The sequence below is a fragment of the Alistipes finegoldii DSM 17242 genome, assembly GCF_000265365.1.
GTDB classification, from domain to species: domain Bacteria; phylum Bacteroidota; class Bacteroidia; order Bacteroidales; family Rikenellaceae; genus Alistipes; species Alistipes finegoldii.
This window is the reverse complement of sequence record NC_018011.1, coordinates 46,887-73,245: the sequence shown is the minus strand read 5'-3', so window position 1 is coordinate 73,245 and position 26,359 is coordinate 46,887. Positions and strand designations below refer to the sequence as shown.

At 57.2% G+C, this 26,359-nt stretch carries 16 protein-coding genes, 1 tRNA gene and 1 pseudogene; 10 read left to right on the top strand and 8 right to left on the bottom strand.

Annotation, left to right across the window (positions count from 1 at the left end; genetic code table 11):
* Positions 1-10 precede the first annotated feature (10 nt).
* The 3 genes from ALFI_RS00345 to ALFI_RS00335 all read right to left on the bottom strand — a co-directional run bounded on the left by ALFI_RS00345 (position 11) and on the right by ALFI_RS00335 (position 5,085).
* Positions 11-3,364, bottom strand: coding sequence for a SusC/RagA family TonB-linked outer membrane protein (locus tag ALFI_RS00345; protein WP_014774321.1), 3,354 nt, complete (start codon positions 3,362-3,364; stop codon positions 11-13).
* A 170-nt stretch (positions 3,365-3,534) separates the two neighbouring features.
* On the bottom strand, positions 3,535-4,437 hold the full coding sequence (locus ALFI_RS00340; protein ID WP_014774320.1) for a FecR family protein: 903 nt from the start codon (positions 4,435-4,437) through the stop codon (positions 3,535-3,537).
* 75 nt (positions 4,438-4,512) lie between these two features.
* Positions 4,513-5,085, bottom strand: coding sequence for an RNA polymerase sigma-70 factor (locus ALFI_RS00335; protein ID WP_229027657.1), 573 nt, complete (start codon positions 5,083-5,085; stop codon positions 4,513-4,515).
* Positions 5,086-5,513: 428 nt separating this feature from the next.
* Here ALFI_RS00335 and ALFI_RS00330 point away from each other — a divergent pair, with 428 nt between their 5' ends.
* From ALFI_RS00330 to ALFI_RS00295, 8 genes are all read left to right on the top strand, one after another.
* The gene (locus ALFI_RS00330) at positions 5,514-6,113 is read left to right on the top strand and encodes an RNA polymerase sigma-70 factor (RefSeq protein WP_009597299.1); all 600 of its coding nucleotides are present in this window, start codon (positions 5,514-5,516) and stop codon (positions 6,111-6,113) included.
* Between the two features lie 86 nt (positions 6,114-6,199).
* On the top strand, positions 6,200-7,135 hold the full coding sequence (locus ALFI_RS00325; protein WP_014774318.1) for a FecR family protein: 936 nt from the start codon (positions 6,200-6,202) through the stop codon (positions 7,133-7,135).
* Between the two features lie 176 nt (positions 7,136-7,311).
* Positions 7,312-10,629: a TonB-dependent receptor gene (locus ALFI_RS00320; protein ID WP_014774317.1), complete on the top strand. Its 3,318-nt coding sequence runs from the start codon at positions 7,312-7,314 to the stop codon at positions 10,627-10,629.
* Between the two features lie 13 nt (positions 10,630-10,642).
* The gene (locus ALFI_RS00315) at positions 10,643-12,220 is read left to right on the top strand and encodes a SusD/RagB family nutrient-binding outer membrane lipoprotein (RefSeq protein WP_014774316.1); all 1,578 of its coding nucleotides are present in this window, start codon (positions 10,643-10,645) and stop codon (positions 12,218-12,220) included.
* A gap of 29 nt (positions 12,221-12,249) precedes the next feature.
* Positions 12,250-13,395, top strand: coding sequence for a glycoside hydrolase family 18 (locus ALFI_RS00310; RefSeq protein WP_009597295.1), 1,146 nt, complete (start codon positions 12,250-12,252; stop codon positions 13,393-13,395).
* 17 nt (positions 13,396-13,412) lie between these two features.
* Positions 13,413-14,654 carry a BT_3987 domain-containing protein gene (locus ALFI_RS00305; protein ID WP_014774315.1) on the top strand — a complete coding sequence of 414 codons (1,242 nt, stop codon included), beginning with the start codon at positions 13,413-13,415 and terminating at the stop codon, positions 14,652-14,654.
* Between the two features lie 106 nt (positions 14,655-14,760).
* Entirely contained in the window at positions 14,761-16,335 is a 1,575-nt protein-coding gene (locus tag ALFI_RS00300; protein WP_014774314.1) for a sulfatase family protein, read from the top strand.
* A gap of 14 nt (positions 16,336-16,349) precedes the next feature.
* Positions 16,350-18,644: a family 20 glycosylhydrolase gene (locus ALFI_RS00295; protein ID WP_042493863.1), complete on the top strand. Its 2,295-nt coding sequence runs from the start codon at positions 16,350-16,352 to the stop codon at positions 18,642-18,644.
* Positions 18,645-18,755: 111 nt separating this feature from the next.
* Here the strand turns inward: ALFI_RS00295 and ALFI_RS00290 are convergent.
* Positions 18,756-18,829: transfer RNA gene (locus ALFI_RS00290), tRNA-Ala, on the bottom strand.
* 575 nt (positions 18,830-19,404) lie between these two features.
* On the opposite strand from ALFI_RS00290, the gene trxA reads away from it, so the two are divergent.
* On the top strand, positions 19,405-19,764 hold the full coding sequence (trxA, locus tag ALFI_RS00285; RefSeq protein ID WP_009596243.1) for a thioredoxin: 360 nt from the start codon (positions 19,405-19,407) through the stop codon (positions 19,762-19,764).
* Positions 19,765-20,317: 553 nt separating this feature from the next.
* Here trxA and ALFI_RS00280 read toward each other — a convergent pair.
* From ALFI_RS00280 to ALFI_RS00265, 4 genes and pseudogenes are all read right to left on the bottom strand, one after another.
* Positions 20,318-21,349, bottom strand: coding sequence for a 2-oxoacid:ferredoxin oxidoreductase subunit beta (locus ALFI_RS00280; RefSeq protein ID WP_009596266.1), 1,032 nt, complete (start codon positions 21,347-21,349; stop codon positions 20,318-20,320).
* A 4-nt stretch (positions 21,350-21,353) separates the two neighbouring features.
* Complete coding sequence (locus tag ALFI_RS00275; protein ID WP_014774311.1) at positions 21,354-23,198, bottom strand: 2-oxoacid:acceptor oxidoreductase subunit alpha; 1,845 nt, start codon at positions 23,196-23,198, stop codon at positions 21,354-21,356.
* Between the two features lie 498 nt (positions 23,199-23,696).
* A pseudogene (locus tag ALFI_RS00270) lies at positions 23,697-24,707 on the bottom strand (NYN domain-containing protein).
* Positions 24,708-25,021: 314 nt separating this feature from the next.
* A complete protein-coding gene (locus ALFI_RS00265; protein ID WP_014774310.1) occupies positions 25,022-25,693 on the bottom strand; it encodes an XRE family transcriptional regulator in 672 nt (223 codons plus the stop codon).
* A 143-nt stretch (positions 25,694-25,836) separates the two neighbouring features.
* Here ALFI_RS00265 and ALFI_RS00260 point away from each other — a divergent pair, with 143 nt between their 5' ends.
* Complete coding sequence (locus tag ALFI_RS00260) at positions 25,837-26,121, top strand: hypothetical protein (protein WP_014774309.1); 285 nt, start codon at positions 25,837-25,839, stop codon at positions 26,119-26,121.
* The last annotated feature ends 238 nt before the right edge of the window (positions 26,122-26,359 follow it).

Genomic DNA, 26,359 nt, shown 5'->3' with positions numbered 1-26,359 from the left:
CTCTCCTGATTTAGAAATTAACTTTTACGCCGAAACCCCATGAACGCAGCGACGGCGGCATGAAATAGTCGAAGCCCTGATAGTACGTCCCGGTGTTAGAGGTCAGTTCTGGATCGAACGGCGCCTCGTTGTGGAGCATCAGCACGTTGTTGGCAATGAGCGAAAGGGTGATGCGCAGGCGTTCGCGGGCCAGTGCCGGGAGCGTGTAGCTCAGCGACAGTTCGCGCAGGCGGACGTTGGTCGCGCTGTAGACGTAGTTCGAAAGTACGCCCGTGGTGCCGCTGGCGGCTACCGAATAGAACGTCTTGGCGTCCATGCGTCCGCCGTTGACGATCGCGCCGCCGTTGTCGCGGTCGCGGGCCGTCGATTTCGATACGCCGTACTGGTCCATCATCGCCTCGGTGCCCGACACGACCACGCCGCCGACGCGGGCGTCGATCAAAAATCCGAGGTTCAGCCCCTTCCATGAGAAGGAGTTGTGCCATCCCAGCGTGTATTTGGGGTCTATCGAGCCGACCTTGACATAGGAGTTAGGCTCGATTTCGATGCCGTTGGTCATTGGGTTCACATAGATGTAGCCGTTGGGGTCCTGCTTGAGGTGTGTGGCGTAGATGTCGCCCATCGTGCCGCCTTTGGTCAGCACCATGCGGTACGACTCGGCCGTCGAAACGATGAATTCCTGCGGCGCCTTGACCGTGGTGCCCGTTACGGGGTCGGTCACATATTCGTCGAGCAGTTCCTTGATCTCGTTGCGGTTGCGCGTGTAGGTCAGCGTCGTCTCCCATTTTACGGGACCGATGTTCTGGTTGAAGCCCGCTTTCAGCTCGATACCGCGGTTATTGACCTTGCCGGCGTTGGCGTAGGCATAGGAGTAACCCGACGACGAGGGAATCTCGTACTTGAAGAGCTGGTTGTGGGTGTTGGTGTTGTAGTAGGTGAATTCGAGACTCAGCTTGTTGTTGAACATGCGCAGCTCCGTACCGATCTCGAACGATTTGGTAAGCTCCGGCTTGAGGTGCGAAGCGGCAGCGAAACCGTCGGTGCTGATGTTTTGGTCCTCCAGCGGAATGTAGGTGTAGGTCAGGTAGGGCGACGGGGGATTGCCCACGCCGGCGTACGAGCCGCGGATTTTCCAATAGTTGAGGATCTTGTTCTGCGGAATCAGCTCCGAGAGGATCAGCGATGCACCGACCGAAGGATAGACCGACGACATGGAGGGCGTGCCGGCCAGCGTCGAGAACCAGTCCGAGCGGACCGACGCATCGACGTAAACGAAATTCCGGAAGCCTACCTGCACCGATCCGTAGACGGCCTGCGTCTGCTGGCGGATGTGTTCACGGGTCATTTCGGTCGTCGGGTCCGACATGTTGATGTTGCTGACGTGGAAGAAGTTGGCAAGACGCAGCAGGTTGCCGCTCTGTCCCATCATGTCGTATTTTTCGTCGTAGAGGCTGGCGCCGATGTTGGCCGTCAGGCGGAAATCGTCGCTGAGCTGTTTGTCGATGTTGAGCAGTACGTCGGCGTAGAGCGCGTTATTGGTCATCTTCTGCTCGCGGTAGTGCCCTTTCGACTGGCAGAACAGTCCCGGCGTCGATGCGTAGAGTTTACGCTCGTAGTCGGTGTCGGCATGGTCCATGCGGATACGGCCCGAAAGGTTGATCCAGTCGGTGATCTTCCACTTGAGCGAGCCGCTGACGATATAGCGGTTCTGCGTGGTGTTGAACATGTTGCGGTTGGTGATCCAATAGGGGTTCTGGCTCAGGGCGTCGAGTCCCGTATTGCTGTAGGGCCAATACATCGTGGCGAAGTTGCGGCCTGAGTCGTAGATTTCGTAGGTCTTCAGACGCTCGAAATTCTCCGAAGGCGGGAAGAGGTAAACGGGCAGCAGCGGATTGTAGTAGAGTCCCTGCGCCACGCCGTTCTGCGACTCGCTCTTGGTGAAGAAGAAGTCGGTGTCGAGTTCGAGTTTGTCCTTGACCAGCTCGCGTCCGTGGCGGATCGTGAAGTTGTAACGCGAATATTCGTTGTTGGGAATGATGCCGCGCGAATTGACCGAACCGGCCGAAACGAACGACTGGCTGCGCTCCGAACTCGATGCCACGCTGACGGTGTTCTGCGTGTTGTAACCCGTCTGGAAGAAATCGTTGGGGTCGTACGACGAGGGCTTGCCGAGCTTCTCGCCCCAGCTCTTGAAATCGCCCGACTGACGGCCGTAGGTGTTCTGGAACTGATGGGTGACGAACGGATTCGAAAAGGTCGTGTTGTTGGAGTAGGAGACGTGCGTCGAGTGGTCCGCACTGCCTTTCTTGGTAGTGATGAGGATCACGCCGTTGGCGCCGCGGTTGCCGTAGAGCGCTGCGGCCGAAGCACCCGTCAGCACCGACAGCGACTCGATGTCGTCGGGATTGATGCTCGAAATGCCGTCGCTGTCGCCGACGCCCGCACCTTCGTAATAGTTGTCCGACTGGGTCGAGCGGAGCGACATCATCGGAATGCCGTTGAGTACGTAGAGCACGTTGTTGTCGCCGAAGAGCGATTTGGCGCCGCGCATTACCACGCGGGTCGAACCGCCGGTACCCGACGACGACTGGTTGATGCGCACGCCGGCCACCTTGCCGACCAGACTGTTCACCACGCTTACGTCCTTGACGATGCTGATGTCGTCGCCCGCAATCTGCTGTACGTTGTATGTCAGTGATTTCTGATCGCGCTTGATGCCGAGCGCCGTTACCACGACCGCGCCGATCTCTGCGGTGCTTTCCTGCAGCGCAAGGTTGATGACCGTCTGCGAACCGACGATCCGCTGCTGGCTCTGGTAGCCGATATAGGAGTAGACGATTTCGGCTCCGCTGCCCGGAACTCGGACCGTATAGCCGCCGTTGACGTCGGTCACGGCGGCGAAATTAGTGCCGGTGACCAGAACCGTCACGCCGACCAGCGGCAGCCCGGCCGCGTCGGTGATTTTGCCGGAGATCGAACGCTCCTGATCGTCTGCGGCGTCACCCCCCCCCACGAACAGGACTACTCGGTTGTCCGTAATCCTATGGGCGATGTCGGTTCCCTTGAGGACGGCCGTGACGACCGAATTGATGTCGCTGCTGGCGATGTGCGCCGAAACGCTCTGCGTTACGTCGATGTCGTTGTTGTAGAAGAAGGTGTAGCGGCTTTGCGTTTCGATGCTTTTCAGCACCTGCGACAACGCCGCATCGTTGAAGTCGAGCCGTATTTCCTGCGGATTATTCTGCGCGGCGGCTTGTGTGGCGAAAGTTGTTATTGCTGTAATTGACAGGCAGATGCGAACAGCGAGTCGGGTCTGAACGCAAAATTTTCGGCAATAAGTCTTGAACTTATCAAAATTTGTCATACCTTTACTGATTGATGGATTGATAGATCCGTGCGGGTAGCGGCCCGCCGGGTTTGTTTTTGATTCATTAAGGGAGCGGGAACTTCGGCAGAGGTTCCCGTGTTTTTTTTATGACAGGCTTATTTCATAGGCAGGTTCGGGTTTTAGGTTGTTTGCAGTAGGTTCGGTTTTTATTTGAGGATGATCGTATCCTCCTCGCGTTCGTAAGTGAACGGTGTGGTTATTCGGATGACTTCGAGGATCGATTCCAGCGAATCCCCGAAACGGAACTCTCCGGTAAATTTCTTCCCGATGAACTTGTCGTTCATAATCACGATCTTGACATTGAACATCTGTTCCAGCCGGTGGCATACTTGTGTGAACGGCGTCTGGTGCAGCACCCAGACGTTGTCTTTCCAGCGTACGGGCTCTTTCGAGTCGGAGATCGTGCTGAGTTTCATTTCGCCGCTCTGAATATCATACGAGAGCTGCTGGCTGGGAACCATGCGGATACACTCTCGGCTGAGCCGGCTCTCCACTTCGACGGAACCCTCCAGCAGCGTGGTGGTGATGGTCTCCGAATCGGGGTAGGCCTCGATATTGAATTTCGTACCCAGCACCTTGATCTTCAGATCCCCGGCCCGAACGATAAAAGGATGTTTTTTGTCGTGTGCCACGTCGAAATAGGCTTCTCCCGACAGGAATATCTCGCGGGTCCGGCCGGCGAATTTTTCGGGATAGATCAGTTGTGCGCCGCGGTTGAGCGTAAGCTGCGTGCCGTCGGCCAGCGTCAGGTTCTCCACCTTTTCCCATGCGTTGTTGCGGATGAGCATTTCGGGTGCGGGACGCAGGGCGGTCGCCAGCCAGCCGGAAGTGAGGAAAACGATCATGAGCGATGCCGCGGCCAGCCAGATGCGGTAGGCTTTGGTGTAGTTGCGCTCCGGCCGAGCCTTATTGACTGCGTCGGCGTGGATGCGCGTCATCAGGCGCGCGAGGGAATTCCCTGCGCTGTAACGCTCGTCTGCACAAGGACTTTTTACCTGAATACGGGTGAATAATGAATTGTTGTCGTTCGTATGTTTCGAATCAGTCATTGGGTTCCGTCTATTGTCCGTTTACAAATAAGACAAGACGGACCTGAGAAACCACTAAGCCGATTTGCGATTTTTTCAGATTTTTTTCAGGAAAGGGGCTGCGGCGGCCTTCAGACGGCGCATGGCGATGGCCAGCTGTCCTTCGACGGTGCTTGGGGAGATGTCGAGTGCCGCGGCGATCTCCCGGTGGCTCATGCCGTCCTCCTTGGCCAGCTTGAAGATGATGCGGCAGCGTTCGGGGAGCTGTTCCACAGCGTCGGTCAGCGCGCTGTTCAGCAGTTGGAAGTCAACCGCCTCGTCCGCCGGGACCGCAGGATCGATGCTGACCTGCAGTTGTACCTGTGTAAAGCCGGACATACGGTTCCGGTAGCCGCTCAGCAGGTAGTTGGTACAACTGTTGCGCACGGCGCGGTAGATATAGGCATTGAAGTTTTCGATGCCGCCGAGCATTCCGCGGCTTTTCCACAGTTGAAAAAAGAGATCGGCGACGACGTCTTCGGCCGCCTGCTGCTGGTGCAGATACATGCGTGCGAACTGGAAAAGCCGGTCGTGATAGTGCAGGTAGAGTTGCTGGAATGCCTCTTCGTTCCCTTCGGTGACTTGCCGGAGAACGTCGTCGAACGCTATTTGTGCACTTTTTTTTGTCATGGATCGGCCCTTAGATCGCATAAGGGTAATTACAAATTTAATTATTTTATTCCGGTTCGCAAATTTTTTACAGATGTAGGCTTCCGTCTGCAGCCGCATATCGTTTTCTCCGGTATTCCGGCCGCAGCGTTTTTTTATCGGCAGAATCCGGGTCTATAGCCGGTATTTTGCAGTTGACTGCGGATCGCCGCAGCTTTTTTTCGCCGGACGAACCGGAAGCGGTTATCATATATATAAGAGTGGGACGGGGAAGTGGACGGACGCATGCCATTCAGCGATTTCAGGCGGAAATCAGGAACCTTCCGTGCCGCTTTATCCTGTCGGGGAGGGGGCCGGCGGAGATTCTTGGGGGCAACTTTTTCGGAACCGGGTTTTCTAGTCTGAAAATAATAAGCTATTTTTACTCCATTGAATTTTGCAATCCCACGATGAAAGACCGCAACGTCATTACCCCCCCCCTGCATAAGGAGGCCGAGTTCGGCGAGCTTTATAAACGCTACAAAGCCCGTTTCGAAAGTTTTGCCGTCGGATATGTGCAGGACCGGCTCATCGCCGAGGATGTCGTCACGGATGCTTTCATCTACTATTGGGAAAACCGCTCCCGGCTCGATGCGGACTGCAATGCCGCGGCCTATATCCTCACGACCATACGCCACAAATGCCTGAATTACCTGCGGGCCCTGCAGGTGCGGATGCGGGTCCACAACGAAGTGGGGGACCTTCAGCGTCGCGTGGTGAGCGAGAATATCCGCTCGCTGGAGCTTTGTGATCCTCAACACCTTTTTGCCGGCGAGATCGAGAAACTGGTGCGTGATTGCATGGCTGAAATGCCGGAACTGACGCGGCAGGTTTTTACGGCCCGGCGCATCCACGGCAAGTCCTACCGCGAAATCGCGGCCGAGTGCGGGATCACCGAGCGCCGTGTGGAGACCGAGCTTGAGAAAGCGCTCGGAAAACTGCGCGAAGTCCTGCGTGATTACCTGCCACTGGTGCTTGCCGCAGGCGTTCTGGAGCGCATTCTGCGATAAAATCAAAAAAAATGTTCTTTTTTCCGGGAAACCGGGCCGCCGGGGTGCTTTATTAATGTAAAGCCCCGGAACGGGCGTGTCGTAATATGGAAAAAGAAACCTTATATCGTTTTTATAAAGGCGAAGCCACCTCCGACGAACAGCGGCGTCTGATGGAGTGGCTCGATGCCGATCAGGAAAACCGGCGTATCTTCGACCGCGAACGCGGAATGTACAATGCATTGCTGCTGTTCGCTCCGGAGGAAAAGGCCGCGCGCGGCCGTCTGCTGAATTGGCGCCGTGTAACGAGGTATGCCGTACAGGCGGCGGCCGTCGTTATATTGGCCGTCGGCATCGGTTGGGGATATGTTTCCTATAAGGAGCGGAGCTGGGCGAATCTTATGACCCGCGTGGCTGCGCCCGAAGGACAGCGCATCAATCTCACGCTGCAGGACGGTACCAATGTGTGGCTCAATTCGGGGGCCGAGATCGAATATCCGTCGCTTTTCGCAGGAAATTCCCGGCAGGTACGGCTTTCGGGCGAGGCGCTGTTCGATGTCAGCCGTGACACCCGCCGGCCGTTCGTGGTTGAGACGTTCGCCTGTAAGGTTGAGGTGCTCGGCACGCGCTTCAACGTCAATGCTGACGAGCGGCACGATGTATTCTCTACGGCGCTCATGCGCGGCAGCGTCCGGGTGAGTTCCCTTGCCGACCCGCAGCAGCAGGTCGTGCTCAAACCCCACGAAAAAGTGCAGTTGAGCGGCGGGCAACTGTCGCTCCGTACGTCGGACGATCCCAACGAATATCTCTGGGCCGAGGGCCTTATTTCGGTGAGCGGCCGCAGTTTTGCAGATATACTCCACCGGTTCGAACACTGTTACGGCGTGCGTTTCGATGTGAAGCTCGACCGTATGCCCGATATTGAAGCGATGGGTAAGATCCGCATTTCGGACGGCATCGAACACGCCCTGCGCATCCTGCAGCGCAGTTGTTCTTTCCACTACGCATACGACCAAGAAACCAGCACGATAACCATATACTGACCGAACGTATAACTTTAAAACTTTGCCTGCCTATGAGATAATCCCGCATTTTGTCTTTTGCCGTTATCCCGGAAAAGGAAGCCCGAAACTGTTGGAGCAGTTCCGGGCGGAAAGGACAACGGTCTCTCGCATGATTTGCGACTAACCAAAACTATTATCCTTTAATCTACAAAGATATGAAGAAAAAAAGTATCAGGCAATCAAAGAACCTGATAATCTCCCTTTTTGCTGCGTTTTTGTGCCTTGCCGCCGGGACCGTCCGGGCGCAGGCAGGCCGTGTGACTATTGATATGCAACAGGTGAAAATGACGCAGATAATGGATGAGATCGAAAAACAAACCAAATTTCTGTTTATTTACGACAAGAATATCAGCGTTGACCGCACGGCCAGCGTGCAGGTGCGCGAACAGCCGGTTGCCGAGGCTCTCGCGCAAATGCTCGCAGGCACCGATCTGACGTATGAGATCAACAGTTCGAACATCATTCTTTCGAAGCGTTCGGCGGATGCGGCGGCATCCTCATCCCTGCGCAATGTCGCGGGTGTGGTGCTCGATGCACACGGACAACCCATTATCGGCGCGTCGGTCGTTATCAAAGGTACGACGATCGGTATCAGCACCAATGTCGACGGCAGTTTCGGACTGCAGATTCCCGCTTCGGTGAAGGACCCGGTGCTCGTGGTCAATTATTTGGGCTGCGAACCGCAGGAGATCGCTGTGGGAAGCCGCGCCGATTTCCGTATCACGATGGTCGAATCGGCCGTCGCGCTGGATAACGTGGTGGTGACGGCCCTCGGTATCAAACGTCAGGAAAAGGCGCTCTCGTACAACGTCCAGCAGGTGAAATCCGAGGACATCGTTACGGTTAAGGACGCCAACTTCATGAATGCCCTCAACGGCAAGGTCGCCGGTGTGCAGATCAACTCCTCGGCGGCGGGCGTCGGCGGCGCGGCCCGCGTGGTAATGCGCGGTGCCAAATCGCTCTACAAGGACAACAACGCCCTCTATGTGATCGACGGTATTCCGATGTCGAACGTCAGCTTCGGCTCGAATGACGACGGCCTGCAGGGCAATTACATGGGGTCGGACGGCGTGGCGGACATCAACCCCGACGACATCGAGTCGATTTCGGTACTGACCGGCCCTTCAGCCGCGGCTCTCTACGGTTCGGACGCTGCCAACGGCGTGGTGCTCATCAACACCAAGAAGGGACAGGCCGACAAAACGTCGGTGACCTTCTCCAACAACACCACCTTCTCGTCGCCTTTCGTGATGCCCCGCTTCCAGAATACCTACGGCAATGTTTCCGGGTCCTACCAGAGCTGGGGCGACAAAACCTTGCGCCGCTTTGATCCCGAAGGATTCTTCAACACGGGGTCGAACGTCAACAACTCCCTGACCTTCTCGACGGGTACGCAGAAGCACCAGACCTATTTTTCGGCCGCGACGACCAATGCCCGCAACATCCTGCCCAACAGCGGCTACAACCGCTACAACTTCACGTTCCGCGACGTCACCAAGTTCCTCAAAGACAAGCTGACCGTCGATCTGAGTGCGAGCTACATCCTGCAGGACAACAAGAACATGATCGCAGCGGGCAAATACTTCAACCCGCTGCCGGCGCTCTATCTCTTTCCGCGCGGCGACGACTTTGACAACGTGCGTCTCTACCAGCGTTGGGACGAATCGCGCAACCTCTATACGCAGGCATGGGATTACGGTTCGGGCGACATGTCGTTCCAGAACCCCTACTGGATCATGAATAAGATGATCAACCAGACTAAAAAGCGTCGTTATATGCTCAGTGCCAACCTCAAGTACGACGTAACCGATTGGCTCGACGTGACGGGCCGCGTCAAGGTCGATAACGCCGATATGGACATTACCGAGAAGCGCTATGCCGGCACCGACACCAACTTCGCAGGCGAGAAGGGTATGTATTCGATCATCAAGCGTAACGACCGTCAGATCTATGCCGATGCCATCGCCAACATCGATCTTACCTTCGCCGGGGACTACCACCTGAGCGCCAATGTCGGTGCGTCGCTCAAGGACGTCCGCATGGATTTCATGGGCTGGGGTGGCGACCTGCGCAAGATTCCCAACTTCTTCTCGATTACCAATATATCGACCACCAACTATAAGGAGCGTGAGGACGGTTCGCACATTCAGTCGCAGAGCATCTTCGCCAACGTCGAGCTGGCGTGGAAGAGTATGCTTTACCTGACCGTCACCGGCCGCAACGACTGGGAATCGGCTCTCGCCTTCTCGAAATACAAGTCGTTCTTCTATCCTTCGGTCGGACTTTCGGCCGTCGTTTCCGAGATGGTCGATATGCCGGAATGGTTCTCCTTCCTCAAGGTGCGCGGTTCCTATTCGGCCGTAGGCTCTTCCTATGCGGCCTACCTGACCAAACCCTACTATGATTACAAGGGACAGACGCACGAGTGGGACTCGCTTCACCGCTTCCCCAACGAGAACCTCAAGCCGGAGAAGACCAAGTCGTGGGAAGTAGGTCTCAATGCCCGTTTCTTCGGCGGCAAGCTCAACTTCGACGCTACATGGTACCGCTCGGATACCTTCAACCAGACCTTCGAATCGACCCCTTCGTCCACGTCGGGTTATTCGTCGGTACTCGTGCAGGCCGGTCAGGTCCGCAATTCGGGTCTCGAAATGCTGCTGAACTACCATAATACGTGGCGAGACTTCACATGGAACACGAGCGTGACCTACACGATGAACCGCAACAAGATCATCAGGCTCGCCAACGGCGTCATCAGCCCCGTCGACGGACAGCCTATCGATATGCCCTATCTGGAGAAGGCGACCCTCGGCGACGCCGGTTCGCCGCAGGTCATCCTCTACGAAGGCGGCACGATGGGCGACCTTTACATCAACCGCGAACTGCGCACCGACCTCAACGGAAACATTTATGTCGATCCGCAGACCAACAAGGTAGAACTGACCACCACCGAGCGCCGCAAGGTCGCCAGCCTGCTGCCCAAGGGCAATATCGGCTGGAGCAACAGTTTTGCATGGAAGGGACTGAACCTGAATGTGATGTTCGCGGCCCGTCTGGGCGGTTCTGTCGTTTCGAATACCGAGGCGTTCCTCGATTACTACGGCGTTTCGGAACGTTCGGCGGCAGCCCGTGAGGCCGGCGGCGTGCGGATAAACAACGGCATGGTCGATGCCCAGAATTACTATCAGACCATCGGTGCCGGCACGGGTGCCGGCGCATACTACATTTACGATGCGACCAACGTACGTATGCAGGAGCTGTCGCTGGCCTATACGCTGCCCAAGCGCTGGTTCCGTCAGAAGATGGCAATGACCGTTTCTCTTGTGGGCCGCAATCTGTGGATGATTTACAACAAGGCTCCGTTCGACCCCGAACTGACGCCCTCGACGGCCGACAACTTCTTGCAGGGCGTGGACTACTTCATGCTGCCCAGCTTACGGAACATCGGATTTACCGTGAAGTTACAATTCTAAAATCCTGACCAAGATGAAAGCAAACACTATAATTCGTCGATTCGGCCGTTTTGCGGCTTGTGTGGCCATGCTCGCCGCCGCGGCCTGCACCGGTAATTTCGAAGATTACAATACCAAACCTTTCCGCCCGTCGGACGACGACCTGAATGGCGACAACGTCGGCGTGGGCATTCTTTTTCCCGCGATGATGGAGTTCGTCACCCATTTTCAGGTCAATGCTTCGCAGATGCACGACGTGCTTGTGGCCGACGAACTGGGCGGTTACACCTCTGCCGTGAAGTCCTACCAAGGACAGAACATCGCTACCTACAATCCGTCGGACAAATTCAACGACTATATTTTCGAGCAGACATTCGCCAATTTCTACGGCAACTACTTCAAGGTCGAGACCCAGACTGGCGGCGAGGGGCCCGTTTACCAGCTGGCCCGTATCCTGCGCGTGGCGGCCATGCTGCGCGTGACCGACGCCTACGGTCCGATTCCCTATTCGAAGATGCAGAACGGCACCTTCTCGGTGCCTTACGACAGCCAGCGCGATGTCTACATGGCGATGATCGACGATTTGGATACGGCGATGGAGACGCTCTACACGTTCGCGTCGGCCGGTGACGGCATTCTGATGCGCGATTTCGATATCAGCTCTTTCAAGGGCGATTCGCGGCTGTGGGTGAGCTTCGCCAATACACTCAAACTGCGGATGGCCATTCGCATGAGCGGTGTGGAGCCGGAAGCGCGCCGCATCGCCGAAGAGGCTGTGCGCGATATGGCGACATACGGTCTGATAGACGCCAATGCCGAGAACCTGAGCTTCTCGTCCGATTCCCGTCAGAATCCGTTCTACACGCAAGCGACGAGCACCTCTTGGCAGGACCTGCGGTCGAACGCCAGCATCGTGATGTACATGAACGCCTACGAGGATCCGCGCCGGGCTTCCTATTTTTCGAAGTCGGGCTACGACGGGATCTACGTCGGTGTGCGTGCGGGCATTCAGAATGTGACGCCGACCGACTATGCGACCTACTCTTATCCGCTCTTCGCCGAAAAGGACCCCGTGCCGGTGATGTACGCTTCGGAAAGCTGGTTCCTGCGTGCCGAGGGCGCTCTGCTGGGCTGGACGATGGGCGACACGGCCGAAAACCTCTATAACACGGGTGTCAAAACCTCGCTCGAACTTTGGGGAAACGGCTCTTCGTACGAGACTTATATCGCTTCCGAAACGGCTCCCGCGCTCTCCTATGCGGATCCGCGCAACAAGCATAACGTTTCGGATTTCGGTACGGCCGTATCGGTCAAATGGGCTGACGACGGCAACGAACTGGAGCGCATCATCACCCAGAAATGGATCGCCAACCATATGATCGGCCACGAAGCATGGGCTGACGTGCGCCGGACGGGCTATCCCCGCCTGTTGCAGGTGGTCAACAACCTGAGCGGCGGCATGTGGGGCAATGTAGACAGCAGCAAGGGAATGCGCCGCCTGCACTATCCCCAGTCGGAGTACGACAACAACCGCGAGAACGTACTCAGGGGCGTCGAATTGCTCGGCGGCAGTGACCTGCACGGCACCGATGTGTGGTGGGCGAAGAAATAAGACCTTAAAATGAAAATACCAAGTGTGATATGAAAAAGAAGATAATTTCCCTGATGATAGCGGTCCTCGCGGCCGGGGCCTTTGTCTCGTGCAGCGACTGGACCGAACCCGAAGCGCGGGACTTCACGCAGCACAAGCCCGCATCCTATTACGAGAACCTGCGTGCATGGAAAGCCGACAAGAGCCATCCCATCGCCTTCGGTTGGTTCGGCGGCTGGGACCCCACGGGGGCCACGACGGCGACCAGCCTGATGGGGATTCCCGACAGCGTTTCGCTGGTGGCCAACTGGGCGACTTTTTCCCTTACGCCCGAACAGATGGAAGAGGTTGTTCAGGTCAAGAAGCTGAAAGGTACCGACGTGGTCGTGACCATCCTGCTGACCAACGTCGGCGCCAAGGCGACGCCCGAAGAGGTGACCGCCGGTGTCGAGGATACATGGGAGCAGGTGCGCCTGATGCGCGAGTATTGGGGCTGGACGGACGATGCAGATGCCGCCCAGATCGAGGCGGCCATCCGCAAATACGCCAACGGGTTGGTCGACGAGGTGCTCAAGTACGGCTATACGGGTCTCGACCTCGACTATGAACCCGGTTTGGGGTCTTACCACAACGGCAATATCGTGATGAATCAGTCCCAGCAGGGCGATATCTATGCCGGCACCTCCCCCTCGCAGCGTACGACGTGGTTCGTCGATGAATGCTCCAAACGTCTCGGTCCGAAATCGGGAAGCGGCAAACTGCTGATCGTTGACGGACTGGTGTCGTCGATGCCTAAGGAGACAATCGAATGCTTTGATTACTATATTCTGCAGACATACGCTTTGACAGCCCAGTCTTCGCTGGATTCCTACCGTTTGGCCGGGCTGGTCAACGCCTTCGGTGACATAATCGACGAGGAGACCATCACCAACCGCACTCTTGTTACCGAGAATTTCGAACCCGAGGCGATGTGGAAATACGGTGGAACGAGCTGTCGCCTTCCGGACGGGACCTACACCAATTCGCTGCAGGCCATGGCGCTCTGGCAGCCGGCCAACGGATTTCGCAAGGGCGGCATCGGCGCTTACCAGATGCAGAACGACTTCAAGAATGACTGTTACAAATATTTCCGCGCCGCCATCAACGCCATGGACAAGTTGGAAAAGGGCGGAACGGAAGCTGACGACCAGCAATAATAAAACCGAATGAGATTATGAAAAATATGCTGAATATCCGCACCTGCCGGGCCTTATTCGCAGGTGCGCTGCTGACCGGGCTCGTTACCGGCTGCGACAATGCCGATCTCGGTGCGCTCGACAATGCCGCCTATATCAAAGAGGCTCAGAAAGCGTCGAGTACGACCGTCAAGGTCGAGGATGACGGCGGTAAGACTTCGCTTACCGTTCGTCTGGGCGGCAAGGGCGATACAGAGACCGCTTTCCGCTTCGAGATGAATCCCGACGTGCTGGAGCGTTATAATGCACTTAACGGAACTTCATACGTACAGTTGCCGGAAACCTGTTTTGAACTGCCTGCCGATCCTGTCATAGTTCCGGCCGGCGAAGTGACTGCCGCACCTGCGCAAATCGACATCCTGCCCTTCTCCGAAGAGATGGATGATTCGGGTTCTGTCTACGCTCTGCCCGTGACGCTGCGCTGTGTAAGCGGCGGTATGAAGATGTTGGGCGATGCATCCGATTTCCTGATCGTCTGCGAGCGAAAGAAGATCATTCCCGTTCCGATCTTCAATAGCGAATACCGGACCGGAGGCTCCAGCAAACTGAACCGTGTGATGCTGAACATGAAGGATGCGCCCATCACCTTCAATGCCTATACCATCGAGTTCAAGATGTACAAAGAGGAGTTCACGGCCCGTAACTACATGATCGTCGGTTTCGACAACGGCGAGGGAAATATCAACAACCGTATGTGGGTCCGCTTCGAGGCTTCGTCCACCACTTCGGATGTGGTGAACCGTTGGATGCAGATGAACACCATGGCCCAGCCCGGCCAAACTGCCGTGACGCCCTGCGAGGCGAAGAAGTGGCAGCATGTGGCCATCGTCTTCGACGGCTCCGCGACGAGCCTTTACCTCGATGGCGAGCAGGTCGTACAGAAATCGGCTCCGCGCAATACCGTTACGTTCAAGTATTTTGCCCTGCTGCCGCAGCCCAGCTACTGCAATACGACCATCTCGTTCAGCGAAGTGCGCCTGTGGAACGTGGCCCGCACCTCCACTCAGCTCAAGAACAACGTGAATAACGTCGATCCCAAGAGCGAAGGCCTGCTGGGCTACTGGAAGATGAACGAAGGCCATGGGTACACGTTTGAGGACGCCACTGGCAACGGCAATACCGCCGAATGCGAATATTCGCGTGCCGGCGACTTGTGGGACCCGCAGTCTTACGGCCCTGCGACCGGATTGGAATGGGCGCCCGATATGGACAATATGTAACTCTTGTTCCGTTCGCTCTTTTTTGCTAATTTAGAACCGAGTTAATGGAGCGCAGGGGCCCTGCAATACGCCCCTGCGCTTTTTCAGCGATAAAAACTACTGGAATATGGAAAAAAGACTCTTTCTGTTCGGCGGTTTGGCCGCCGTCGCTGCGACGGGATGCGCCCGGCAGTCCGAAGCGCCGGCCCGTCCGATGAACATCCTCTATATCATGACCGACGACCATACGGCGCAAATGATGAGCTGTTACGATACGCGTTACGCTTCGACGCCCAATCTCGACCGCATCGCCGTCGAGGGCGTGCGTTTCACCAACAGTTTCGTCGCCAATTCCTTGAGCGGTCCCAGCCGCGCCTGTATGCTTACGGGCAAGCATTCCCACAAAAACGGTTTTTACGACAACACGACCTGCGTCTTTGACAATACGCAGCAGACTTTCCCCAAGCTGTTGCAACAGGCCGGATACGAAACGGCTGTCGTCGGCAAATGGCATCTCGAAAGTCTGCCCACCGGGTTCAACCATTGGGAGATCGTTCCCGGACAGGGCGATTACTACAATCCCGATTTTATCCGCCAGACGGGCGATACGGTGCGTTCCGAAGGGTACATAACCAACCTTATTACCGACAAGAGTCTCGATTGGCTGCGTTCGGGGCGTGATCCGGAGAAACCTTTCTGCCTGCTGGTGCATCATAAGGCCCAGCACCGCAATTGGATGGCCGACACCTGCAATCTGGCGCTTTACGAAGAGCTGGACTTTCCGCTTCCCGATACTTTTTTCGATGATTACGAGGGGCGTCCGGCCGCCGCAGCGCAGGAGATGAGCATTATGAAGGACATGGACCTGATCTATGACCTCAAAATGTGGCGGCCCGATAAGCGGAGTCGCCTGAAAGGCACCTACGAAGCGTTTGTCGGGCGGATGAATCCCGAACAGCGGGCGGCGTGGGACCGATTCTATACGCCGCTGATCGAGGATTTCTACCGCCGTAATCCGCAGGGCCGTGAACTGGCTCAATGGAAATTCACGCGTTATATGCGTGACTATATGAAAGTACTGAAATCGCTCGATGACAATGTCGGCCGCCTGCTGGATTATCTCGACGAGTCGGGGCTGGCCGAAAACACGCTGGTGGTCTACACTTCCGATCAAGGTTTCTACATGGGTGAGCACGGCTGGTTTGACAAGCGTTTCATGTACGAGGAGTCGTTCCGCACGCCGTTGGTGATGCGTCTGCCGGGCGGTGCCCGCGGCGACATCGTCGAAATGGTGCAGAATATCGACTATGCGCCGACATTCCTCGAACTGGCCGGAGTCGCCGTGCCCGACGACATACAGGGTGTTTCGCTGCTGCCGTTGCTGCGGGGCGAACATCCTGCTGGCTGGCGGCGCTCGTTGTACTACCATTTCTACGAATATCCGGCCGAACACATGGTCAAGCGCCATTACGGCGTGCGTAACGACCGCTGGAAGCTGATCCACTTCTACAATGACATCGACCAATGGGAGCTTTACGACCTGCAGGAAGATCCGCACGAACTGCGGAACCTTTACGGCCTGCCGGAATATGCTGCGCCCCGGCGGGAAATGACGGATGAGCTGGTGCGCCTGCAGACTCAGTACGGCGATACGCTGGCTCTGCGCAGGAACGGACGTGTAACGGCCGCAAACGGCAATTGATCGTGACCGGGCGCATGACACTTGTTCGCATTTATGCTGCGTTGGCTGTGGGAATGTGGCTCATGGCCTGCACCGGGCCTGCGCCGGATGAACGGCCCGTGCTGATTCCCGCTCCGCAGAAAACGATATGGGGCGACGGGACCTACCGGCTCCCTGAACGGTTGCAGTTGGGCATCGCCGATACGGTTCTCATCGCCGCGGCCGGCTACGTGAACGAGGTGCTGGCGCCTTATGGCACTGTCGCCGTAGATCGGTGCGACCGGGGAGATATCGTGTTGGAACTCGATTCGGCCGCCTTGCCGCCTGAAGGGTACCGCCTGTCGGTGACGCACGCCGGCGTACGGATCGGGGGCGGTTCCTACCGGGGCGTCGTCAATGGCATCGCCACGCTGCGGCAGCTGTTGCCAGCGAAAGCCGGAAGCGGAGCGAAGATTCCTTATGCGGAGATCGCCGATCGGCCGGCGTTCGGATGGCGCGGCGTGATGCTCGACGTGAGCCGGCACTTTTTCGACAAAGAGGAGATTTTTACGCTGCTGGACCAGATGGCCCGGCTCAAGCTCAACAAATTTCATTGGCATCTGACCGACGATCAGGGCTGGCGGATTGAGATTCCGTGTTATCCCGAACTCACGCAAGAGGGGGCATGGCGGCTTTTCAATCGGCAGGACACGTTGTGCATGGGCCGCGCGGCGCGGGAACAAAACGACGATTTCCTGCTTCCCGTCCGGCGGCTGCGGACCGATGGCGCCGACACGCTTTACGGGGGATATTATACACGGAAGGATATCCGCGAGGTGGTGGCCTATGCCGCGGTTCGGGGTATCGACGTGATTCCCGAAATCGACATGCCCGGCCATTGCTTGCAGGCCATCGACAGCTATCCGTGGCTGGCCTGTTTCGGACGCGGTTCGTGGGGGCAATCCTTCTCTTCGCCGCTGTGCGTGGGCAAGGACCGGACACTGGCGTTCTGCGAAAGTGTCTGGGAAGAGCTTTTCGAACTTTTCCCCTATGAATATGTTCACATGGGTGGCGACGAGGTCGATAAGAGCAACTGGAAACGTTGTCCCGACTGTCAGACCCGTATGCGTGCCGAAGGGCTGCCTGACGAAGCGGCTCTTCAGGCGTGGTTCATGCACCGTATGCAGCGCTTTTGCGAAGCCCGCGGACGCCGCATGATCGGCTGGGACGAGATACTGGAAGGCGGAGCCGTTCCCGGTGCTACGGTCATGTGGTGGCGGCCGTGGGAACCGCAGTCCGTGAGTGCGGCCACCCGGCAGGGCTGTGAGGTCGTCCTCTGTCCGCAGTCGTGGTTCTATTTCTCGCTGGAAGAGGACGCAAACTCGCTCGCGCGCATCTGTCGCTTCGATATGCTGCCGGACTCGCTGTCCGATGCGCAGAAAAGACAGATCAAAGGTGTGCAGGGCAACCTCTGGACCGAAAAAATCCCCACGTGGTCCCGTGCGGAATATATGTTTTACCCGCGCCTGCTCGTTTTGGCCGAGAAAGGGTGGACCGAGCCGGGCAAGTTCGACGAGGACGCTTTCATGTCGCGGCTGCTGGACTATTGCCGACGGCTGGATGATGAGGGTGTCAACTATCGGATTCCGTCGCTGACGAATTATCATGCTGTCAGCGTCTTCACCGATTCGGTCCGGACTGCCGTCGTCTGTCCGCTGCCCGGTGCCGTTTTGCGCTATACACTCGACGGCTCGGTGCCGACCGTAAACTCGCCGCGTTACGACGCCCCGCTGGTTATCCGCGACGATTGTATGCTGCACATCCGGCCCTACCATGCCGACGGCCGTACGGGCGACTGGATAACCGTCCGCTATGAGAAGCAGGATTATGCGCGGCCTTTGGAGCCGCGGGACACTGAACCCGGTTTGTGCGTCGATTGGTACTTCCGCCGTTTTCCCGGTTGCGACGCGATCGGCATTCCGGAGACTCTTTACGCTGCCGGCGGCCGTTGTGTCGTCGATTCGGTCTGTTTCCCTCGTGCGGCTGCCGGCCGCCGGGCCGTCGGGATGATTTTCCGGGGGTATATCGACATTCCGGCAACCGGGATCTATACCTTTGCGCTCGCTTCCGACGACGGCGCCATCCTGCGTATCGGCGGCAGGGTGGTGGTTGATAACGACGGAGAACATCCTCTGCTCGAAAAGAGCGGACAGGTTGCGTTGTCTGCGGGCCTGCATCCGCTCGAACTGCGCTATTTCGATTACAACGGCGGCGAGATTCGTCTTGTCCTGCTCGGCGACGACGGTGCCCGCCACCCGCTCGATACCGACCTGCTCCGCCACGATCCGTGAGGATTGTATTTTCGGTTTAAAGTCGTGTGATTGTCAATGCGTGTGCGAATTGTTTGCAGGAAGCTAAAAAACAAGGGGTCGCAATATTTTGCAACCCCTTGTTCACAATAGTGGAGAATACGAGAGTCGAACTCGTGACCTCTTGCATGCCATGCAAGCGCTCTAGCCAACTGAGCTAATCCCCCAATGCAGGTGCAAAGATAATCGGATTTTTTTATTTCTGCAATTTACGCTCGGAAAAAATCGCCGAAAATGAATTTTTACCGCAAAATCCGCATCAGATCCGCATCCGGATCGTATCTGGACTGCGGGCAGAGCCGCTCTGGGCTGCATCAGGAGCGCATTCAGATGCGTTCATGACGGTATTCGGACCGCATACCGAGCCGCATCGACTGTGGCGGGACAGCTTCTGAACAGCATCTGAGCTGTAGCCGGCCTGTATACAGAGCTGCATTAACCGTAGCGAGACTGCATCCAAACCGCATCCAAATTGCATCCGATCTGTAGTCGGACTGCATGCAGAGCCGCATAGGGGAGTGCCTTGACGGCCCTCGCCGGATATGTCGCCGAATACGTCGCCGGCTCATCGTTGACGGTCCCCGGATGTCGCCGGGGCATATGAAATCTCCGATTTTTGCGTTATTGAATAGAGCCGGGGCCTGAAGACGATTCGGAAAGCAAGGATCGGAACGGCAGTTGCACAAATGCTCGGCATTGCAGCTTCGGCCGGCAGCCTGCGGCGACTGAAAAACAGCATACTATGAAAGCAATCGAACTGACGACAACGGAATTCCAGACGCGGATTTATGACTTCCGGGCCAATCCGGAATGGAAATACGAGGGCGACCTGCCCGCCGTAATCGATTTTTACGCCCCGTGGTGCGGTCCCTGCAGGATGATGGGGCCGGTTATGGAGTCGCTGGCCGAAGAATATGCCGGGAAGGTCCGCATGTATAAGGTGAATGTGGACAAGGAAAAACGGCTTGCGGCGATATTCCGCGTGCGGAGCATTCCGACGTTCCTGTTTATTCCCGTGTCCGGTGAACCGAAGCACGCCAACGGAGCCATGGAGATCGCCCAAATGCGCCGGATCATCGACACCACGCTTCTCGAACACTGAATCGGTCCACGGCCGCAAGGACACACGGTATGAAGACATGCTTCTTGCCTTTTATGACTTTGCGGAGGGGGGGGCAGCAGCAGGCTGCGCCCGCTTTGCATAAAACCTCCGCCTTGTTGCGATGGATGCCGTTCGGACGCGGGACCTGTTCTTGCGAACGCTTCTCGAAGCCCTTTCACCCATATGCCTGCTGTCGGAACCAGCGTATGCGGCGCTTTGATTGCCGGAAACGGGAGATATGCTCTGAAATAAGAAACAGCCGGAATTTCCGGCTGTTTCTTATTGAACTGTAACGAATTTTCAGGGACAGCATCCTTACGGGATTGACGCCCTTCCGGAACAGGCTCCCCTCAGCATCAGCATCCTGCCGGGTGTCGCTCTGTCCTTCGGGGGAGGGCCTGCGGACGCACTTTCTGCTGCGTCCCACACGTGGTCCGGCCTGCCGTCTGCGCAGTTTGCCGTCTCGCTATTTTCCGTGATCCGGCCTGCCGTCTGCGCAGTTTGCCGTCTCGCTATTTTCCGTGGTTCGGTCTTCCGTCCGCGCACTCTTCCGTTACTCGATCTCCCAAGTCGCGCCCGAATGCAGCAACTCGTCCACCGAGTGGATTTTGCTCTGGGCTTTGACCTCCTCGACCTGCCGGGCGACCTCGCGGTCGTAGACCGTGGCGTCCTCGACGGCCCGGATTACTCCCAAGGCGACGGGGTAGTCGGGGTACTTCATCGCCGCCAGCATCGAGTGGAGCGTCGTGTCGCGCTGGTGGGCGTCGTGCGTCAGCACGTCGTCCAGCGTGTAGCCGTCCTCACCGACGGTTACGACCTTCAGCTTCATGTTCTCGAAGACGATGCCTTTCTGCTTGTCGGCTCCGAACAGCATCTTCTCGCCGTGGCGCAGCGTTACGGTGCGCTCCGCACGCGTAGCCTTGTCGGCGGCGAACTCGCCGTGGGTCTTGTCGTTGAATATCACGCAGTTTTGCAGTACTTCGACTACCGACATGCCTTTGTGCATCGCGGCGGCCACCATGCACTCCTTCGAAAGTCCCACCTCCATGTCCACCGACCGGGCGAAGAACGTGCCCTTGGCGCCGATCACCAGTTCGCCGGGGTTGAACGGCTTCTCGACCGTGCCGTAAGGCGAGGTCTTGGTGATCTTGCCCAGCTTCGAAGTGGGGGAGTACTGGCCTTTGGTCAGACCGTAAATCTCGTTGTTGAACAGAATGACGTTGAGGTCCACGTTGCGGCGGATGGCGTGGATGAAGTGGTTGCCGCCGATGGCCAGCGAGTCGCCGTCGCCGGTGGTGACCCAGACGTTGAGCCGCGGGTTGGCGACCTTGACGCCCGTCGCCACGGCGTTTGCGCGGCCGTGTACGGAGTGGAACCCGTAGGTTTTCATGTAGTAGATGAAGCGCGACGAGCATCCGATGCCCGACACGAACGTGAACATGTTGTGCGGCGTGTCTGTGGCGTCGGCTATTTCGGGCAGCGCGCGCTGCACGGCGTTGAGGATGGCGTGGTCACCGCATCCGGGGCACCAGCGTACCTCCTGATCGCTTTTGAAATCCGCTGGGGTGTATTTGTATTCTGCCATGGCGTTACTTCAATAAGGATTCGAATTTTTCTTTCAGTTCTACGACCGTGAAGGGCAGGCCCTCGCACTTGTTGTACTGTTCGTAGCGGAACTCCTGCAGGTTTTGGCGCAGGTAGTTGGCGAACTGACCTTCGTTCAGCTCGCAGACGACGATCCGGCGGAACTTCGCGAAGATGTCGCGCACGCCGTGCGGCAGCGGGTTGATGTAGTTGAAATGTGCGAGCGACACGCGTTTGCCTTCGGCGCGCATCTGATCGACGGCGTTCTGCAGGTGTCCGCGCGTTCCGCCCCATCCCACGACGAGCAGGTCGCCTTCCGGGTCGCCCCATACGGTTTGTGCGGGAATGTCGTCCGCGGCCTTGGCCACCTTTGCTGCGCGCGTCGAGACCATCTTCTGGTGGTTGGACGGGTCGTGCGAGATGCAGCCTTTCACGCAGTCTTTTTCCAGACCGCCCACGCGGTGCTCCAGTCCCACCTTGCCGGGGAACGCCCAGCCGCGGGCCAGCTTTTCGTCGCGCACGTAGGGCATGAATCCGCCTTCGGGCGCGTCGTCTACGATCGGCGGCTGGATTGCCGGGTAGTCCTTCATCGAGGGAATGCGCCACGGCTCCGAGCCGTTGGCGATGAAGCCGTCGGTGAGCAGGATCACGGGCGTCATGTGCTCCATCGCCAGCCGTCCGGCCTCGAACGCATAGTGGAAACAGTCGCTGGGCGACGATGCCGCCACGACGATCACCGGGCACTCTCCGTTGCGGCCGTAAAGGGCCTGCGAGAGGTCGCTCTGCTCGGTTTTGGTCGGCAGACCCGTCGAGGGGCCTCCGCGCTGTACGTCCACGACCACCAGCGGCAGCTCGGTCATCACGGCCAGTCCCAGCGCTTCGCTCTTGAGCGAGAGTCCGGGACCCGACGTGGTCGTCACCGCGAAATTGCCGGCGAATGCCGCGCCGATGGCGGTGCAGATGCCCGCGATCTCGTCTTCGGCCTGCACGGTCTTCACGCCGAGGTCCTTGCGCTTGGCGAGCTCTTCGAGGATGACCGTCGCCGGAGTGATCGGATACGAACCGCAGAAGAGCGGCAGCCCGGCTTTCTCGGCGGCGGCGCACAGGCCCCATGCCGTCGCCACGTTGCCGTTGATGGTGCGGTAGGTGCCCTTTTCGAGCGGCGCCGGGGACACGGTGTAGGTATTGGCGAACTGATGGGTGTTGGCCGCATAGTTATAGCCCGCGTCGATAGCCAGCTTGTTGGCTTCTGCCACGACCGGATTTTTCCGTGCGAATTTGGTCTCCAGATATTTGTATGCGTACGCTTCGGGACGGTCGAAGAGGTAGAAGCAGATGCCCAGCGCGAACATGTTCTTGCACTTGACCACGGCCTTGTTGTCCAGTCCGGTCTGCTTGAGCGCTTCGCGCGTCATCGACGTGATGTCGGGGATGACGACGTTGTATTCGTCCAGTCCGAGCTCCGCGATCGGGTCGAGCGTGGCGAATCCCGCTTTCTTGAGATGCTCTTCGGTGATCGAATCGCCGTCGATGATCACCGTCGCGCCCTGCTTGAGCCATTTGCGGTTGGCTTTGAGCGCTGCGGGGTTCATGGCTACGAGCACGTCGCAGTAGTCGCCGGGGTTGAGTTCGCGGTGACTGCCGAAGTGTACCTGAAATCCCGATACGCCGGCCACGGTTCCCTGCGGCGCACGAATTTCGGCGGGGTAGTCCGGAAAGGTCGAGATGCCGTTTCCGAGCAGGGCCGAAGTGTCTGAAAAGAGCGTACCCGTGAGTTGCATGCCGTCTCCTGAGTCTCCTGAGAAGCGAATCACGACATCCTGCAACTCCCGTACATTGGTTTTCTCCATGTCTTGTTTCGGATTAGTAGGGTTTAGAAAAACAATATTGCAAATATATAAATTTATTGTCAGTTTGTTCCCCGGAGACGACTTTTTTCGGGGTTTTCCTGCGGCTTTTTTGCGGGGAGTTTCGGTTTTTCGGTGATAATATGTGCGGATTCGGCGGATTCCGGCTTTTGTTTCGTTCGGAAAACGCCCGTTTCTGCGCGAATCCGAAAGCGGGGAGTTTTTTAATTTTTTTGGAATGCCGCCGTCCAGTGTCGAAGAACGGGAAGGCGTGATCCGTATGAATCATGCGAAGGCGCTTGCTGTCGCGTTGGACTGTTGATTTGTTTCGATACTCAGACCGCCGGGCTGTTTTGCCCGGCGGTTTGCGTATTATGGTCATGGCAGGGGCGGAACGGTTCCGGCCGGCGGAAAATCCCGCAAGTTCTTTTTGCCGCGTAATTGTGCGGCTGGGGTTGAGGAGTATCCTTCCGCCGGACGGATGGTCGGCGACCGGAGCGTTTACCTTGTTCTGTTCCGGACGTAAATGAACTTCTGCTCTTTGTTTGCGGACAGTCGTTCTTCGGTTTCGATTGCCTCGGAGAGGGCTTTCACCAGCAGCGAAAGTTTTTTGTAACCGTAGTTGCGGGGGGCGAAATCGGGCATTTTCTTGGTCAGGACACTGCCGACGATGCCGAGGAATGCCCAGCCGCTGTCGGCGGCGGCGTCTTCTATGGTATTGGCGAGCAGGTCTTTGAAATCGTCGTCTATCGGACGGATGATCGATTGGGACTGCGCAGGGTCCAGAGTCTGAGCCTGAACCGTAACCTGAGGCTGCTCCGAAGCGGGAACCACACCCGGAGTCTGTCCCGGAGTCGGAGCGGTTTTTTTGCCTGCGGCGGCTTCCGGCGTTCCGGGGACCTGCGTGTCAGACGTCTGACGCCTTTTGGCGGATGTCTTTTTTTGTGCGGCTTTCGCTGCCGGGGCCTGTGTCGCAGCCGGAGCGGGACCCGGTGCAGGCGCAAGTGCCGGCGTCGGAGCGGCAGGCTGTCCGAGAATCTCGACGTAGATGAATTTGTCGCACGATTTGATGAACGGTTTGGGCGTTTTCTTTTCGCCGAAGCCCAGCACCTCGCGGCCCGATTCGCGGATGCGGCTCGCCAGACGGGTATAGTCGCTGTCACTCGATACGATGCAGAAGCCGTTGACCGACTCCTTGTGCAGGATGTCCATTGCGTCGATTATCAGCGCCGAATCCGTTGCGTTCTTGCCTGTGGTGTAGGCATACTGCTGAATCGGGGTGATCGAGTTTTCCGGCAGAATGCTTTTTCATGCCGCGAATTTCGGATCGGTGAAGTCGCCGTAGATCCGCTTGATCGTCGGTGTTCCGTAATTGGCTGTTTCGTCGAGGATGTCTTTGATTTTCCGGTGTGGTGAGATATTGTCCGCATCGATCAGCACCGCGAATTTTTTATCGGAGAGTTCCGTATTGGGTCGTCTTTGTTTCCGGCAAGATACGAATTTTTTCCTCAGATTGTTGCTTCGGCCGGACCGTTCCGGTCTTTTCGGCTTGTGTTGCTCTGTTTGTTCTGCTCTGTTTTGTCCTGTTTTCCAGCCGCCGTTTCGCTGCCTTTTTTGCGGTGCTTCCGCATTTCCTCATCGTTCCCGTTCCGAATTTTCGTTTCCGGCCTTTTCGGATCCCGTCCCGGTTTCTCCCGGATCTGCCTCGATTCTTCTCTGATTCCTGCCCGATCCTTTCCCGGCCCCACCCACACGAATGCCTCTCCCCTCGGATTTTTACGGCGTGAATTTTTTGCGGGCCCTCGGTGCCGGCCGGCGGGCCGCCGCTATCGGATCGAATTCATCCGGATGCTCGCCTTGACCAGCGCGATCGCGCGGATGCGGCTGAGCGCCACCTCCTTGTCTGCGTGGTGCGGGTTCTGGCTCACGAGTTTGACGTAACCCTCGCGGTCGGATTTCTGGATGTATTTCACCGTGACGTACTCTTCGCCGTCGATGTCGATCGACAGCAGGTACATGTCGCCCCAGAATATGTCGTCGATGTTGCCCAGCTGCTTGTACAGCACAATGTCGCCGCTTTTGAGCAGCGGATACATCGAGTCGCCCACTATATATATCGCGCCGTCGCATTTCGGCAGATTGGGAATGTGGATGAAGTTCACGGGTTTGGCCTGCGCCTGATCCGTGAACAGCGGCACCAGTCCCGCCGTTCCCTCGATCGAGTAGAGCGGCACGCTCTGCAGCGGCAGCGAATTGTCCGTGCGGAGTCTGTAGGCCGTCAGGTCGGGTTCGGCGTTGAACATGTTGCCTTTGCCGCTCTCCAGCCATTCGGGGCTTACGTTCAATTCCTGAACCAATATGTTGCGGTTCCGGGCCGAGAGTCCGGCTTTCCCCGTTTCGATCATCGAAAGGGCCGCTTTGCCGATGCCAAGATGCTGAGCCAATTGTTCTTGCGTCATGCCCAGCTGTTTTCGTATCAATTTTACCCGCGTGTTCATAGCTTTTAATCGGAAAATTTTATATCAAAAAATTGTATTTTTCGATTGGAAATTCAAATTTTGAATCTATATTTGTGCTGTAAAGTTAAACAATTTATTTATACATGCAAATTATTTTGCAAAAATCCTGCTAATTATCAACTATGTATTCGGTTTCACCTGAACTTTATCAAGAGGTGGCGGCGCGTTTGGCGGATGCTGTCGACGGGGAAAACTACTTTTCGGGATCGCTCGCATTCCGTTTCGGCGATACGGACTGCCGCTTTACGGCGTCGGTCATCGTCTACCGGACGCGGCTCTCGCAGCCCGAAGGCGATGCGGAGCCTGTTTCGGACCTCGTGCCCGTATGGTGGGAGTTTCACACCTTCTCGGCGGAGGGCGAAATGCTGAACGACTTCGATTTTTCCGAGATGAAGCGCTTCGTCTGATCGCTGCCGGGGCATGTTCTGCCGCCGGCGTGCGCAACCGCCCGGTCCCCGTTTTGCATCGGGCCGCTCCCCGGCCGCAGGCCGTGCGCCCTCCGGCTCCCCGCCTTGTTCGTTCCGGCATTTATCCTTCCTTGGTGCGGCGCAGCCCGCCGGAACGCTCTTTTTCTCTCCGAACCTCCCGCCGCGGCGCCGCGCATGGGTTCAAAATTTCTACAAATGGTCTTGAAATCCAAATTGT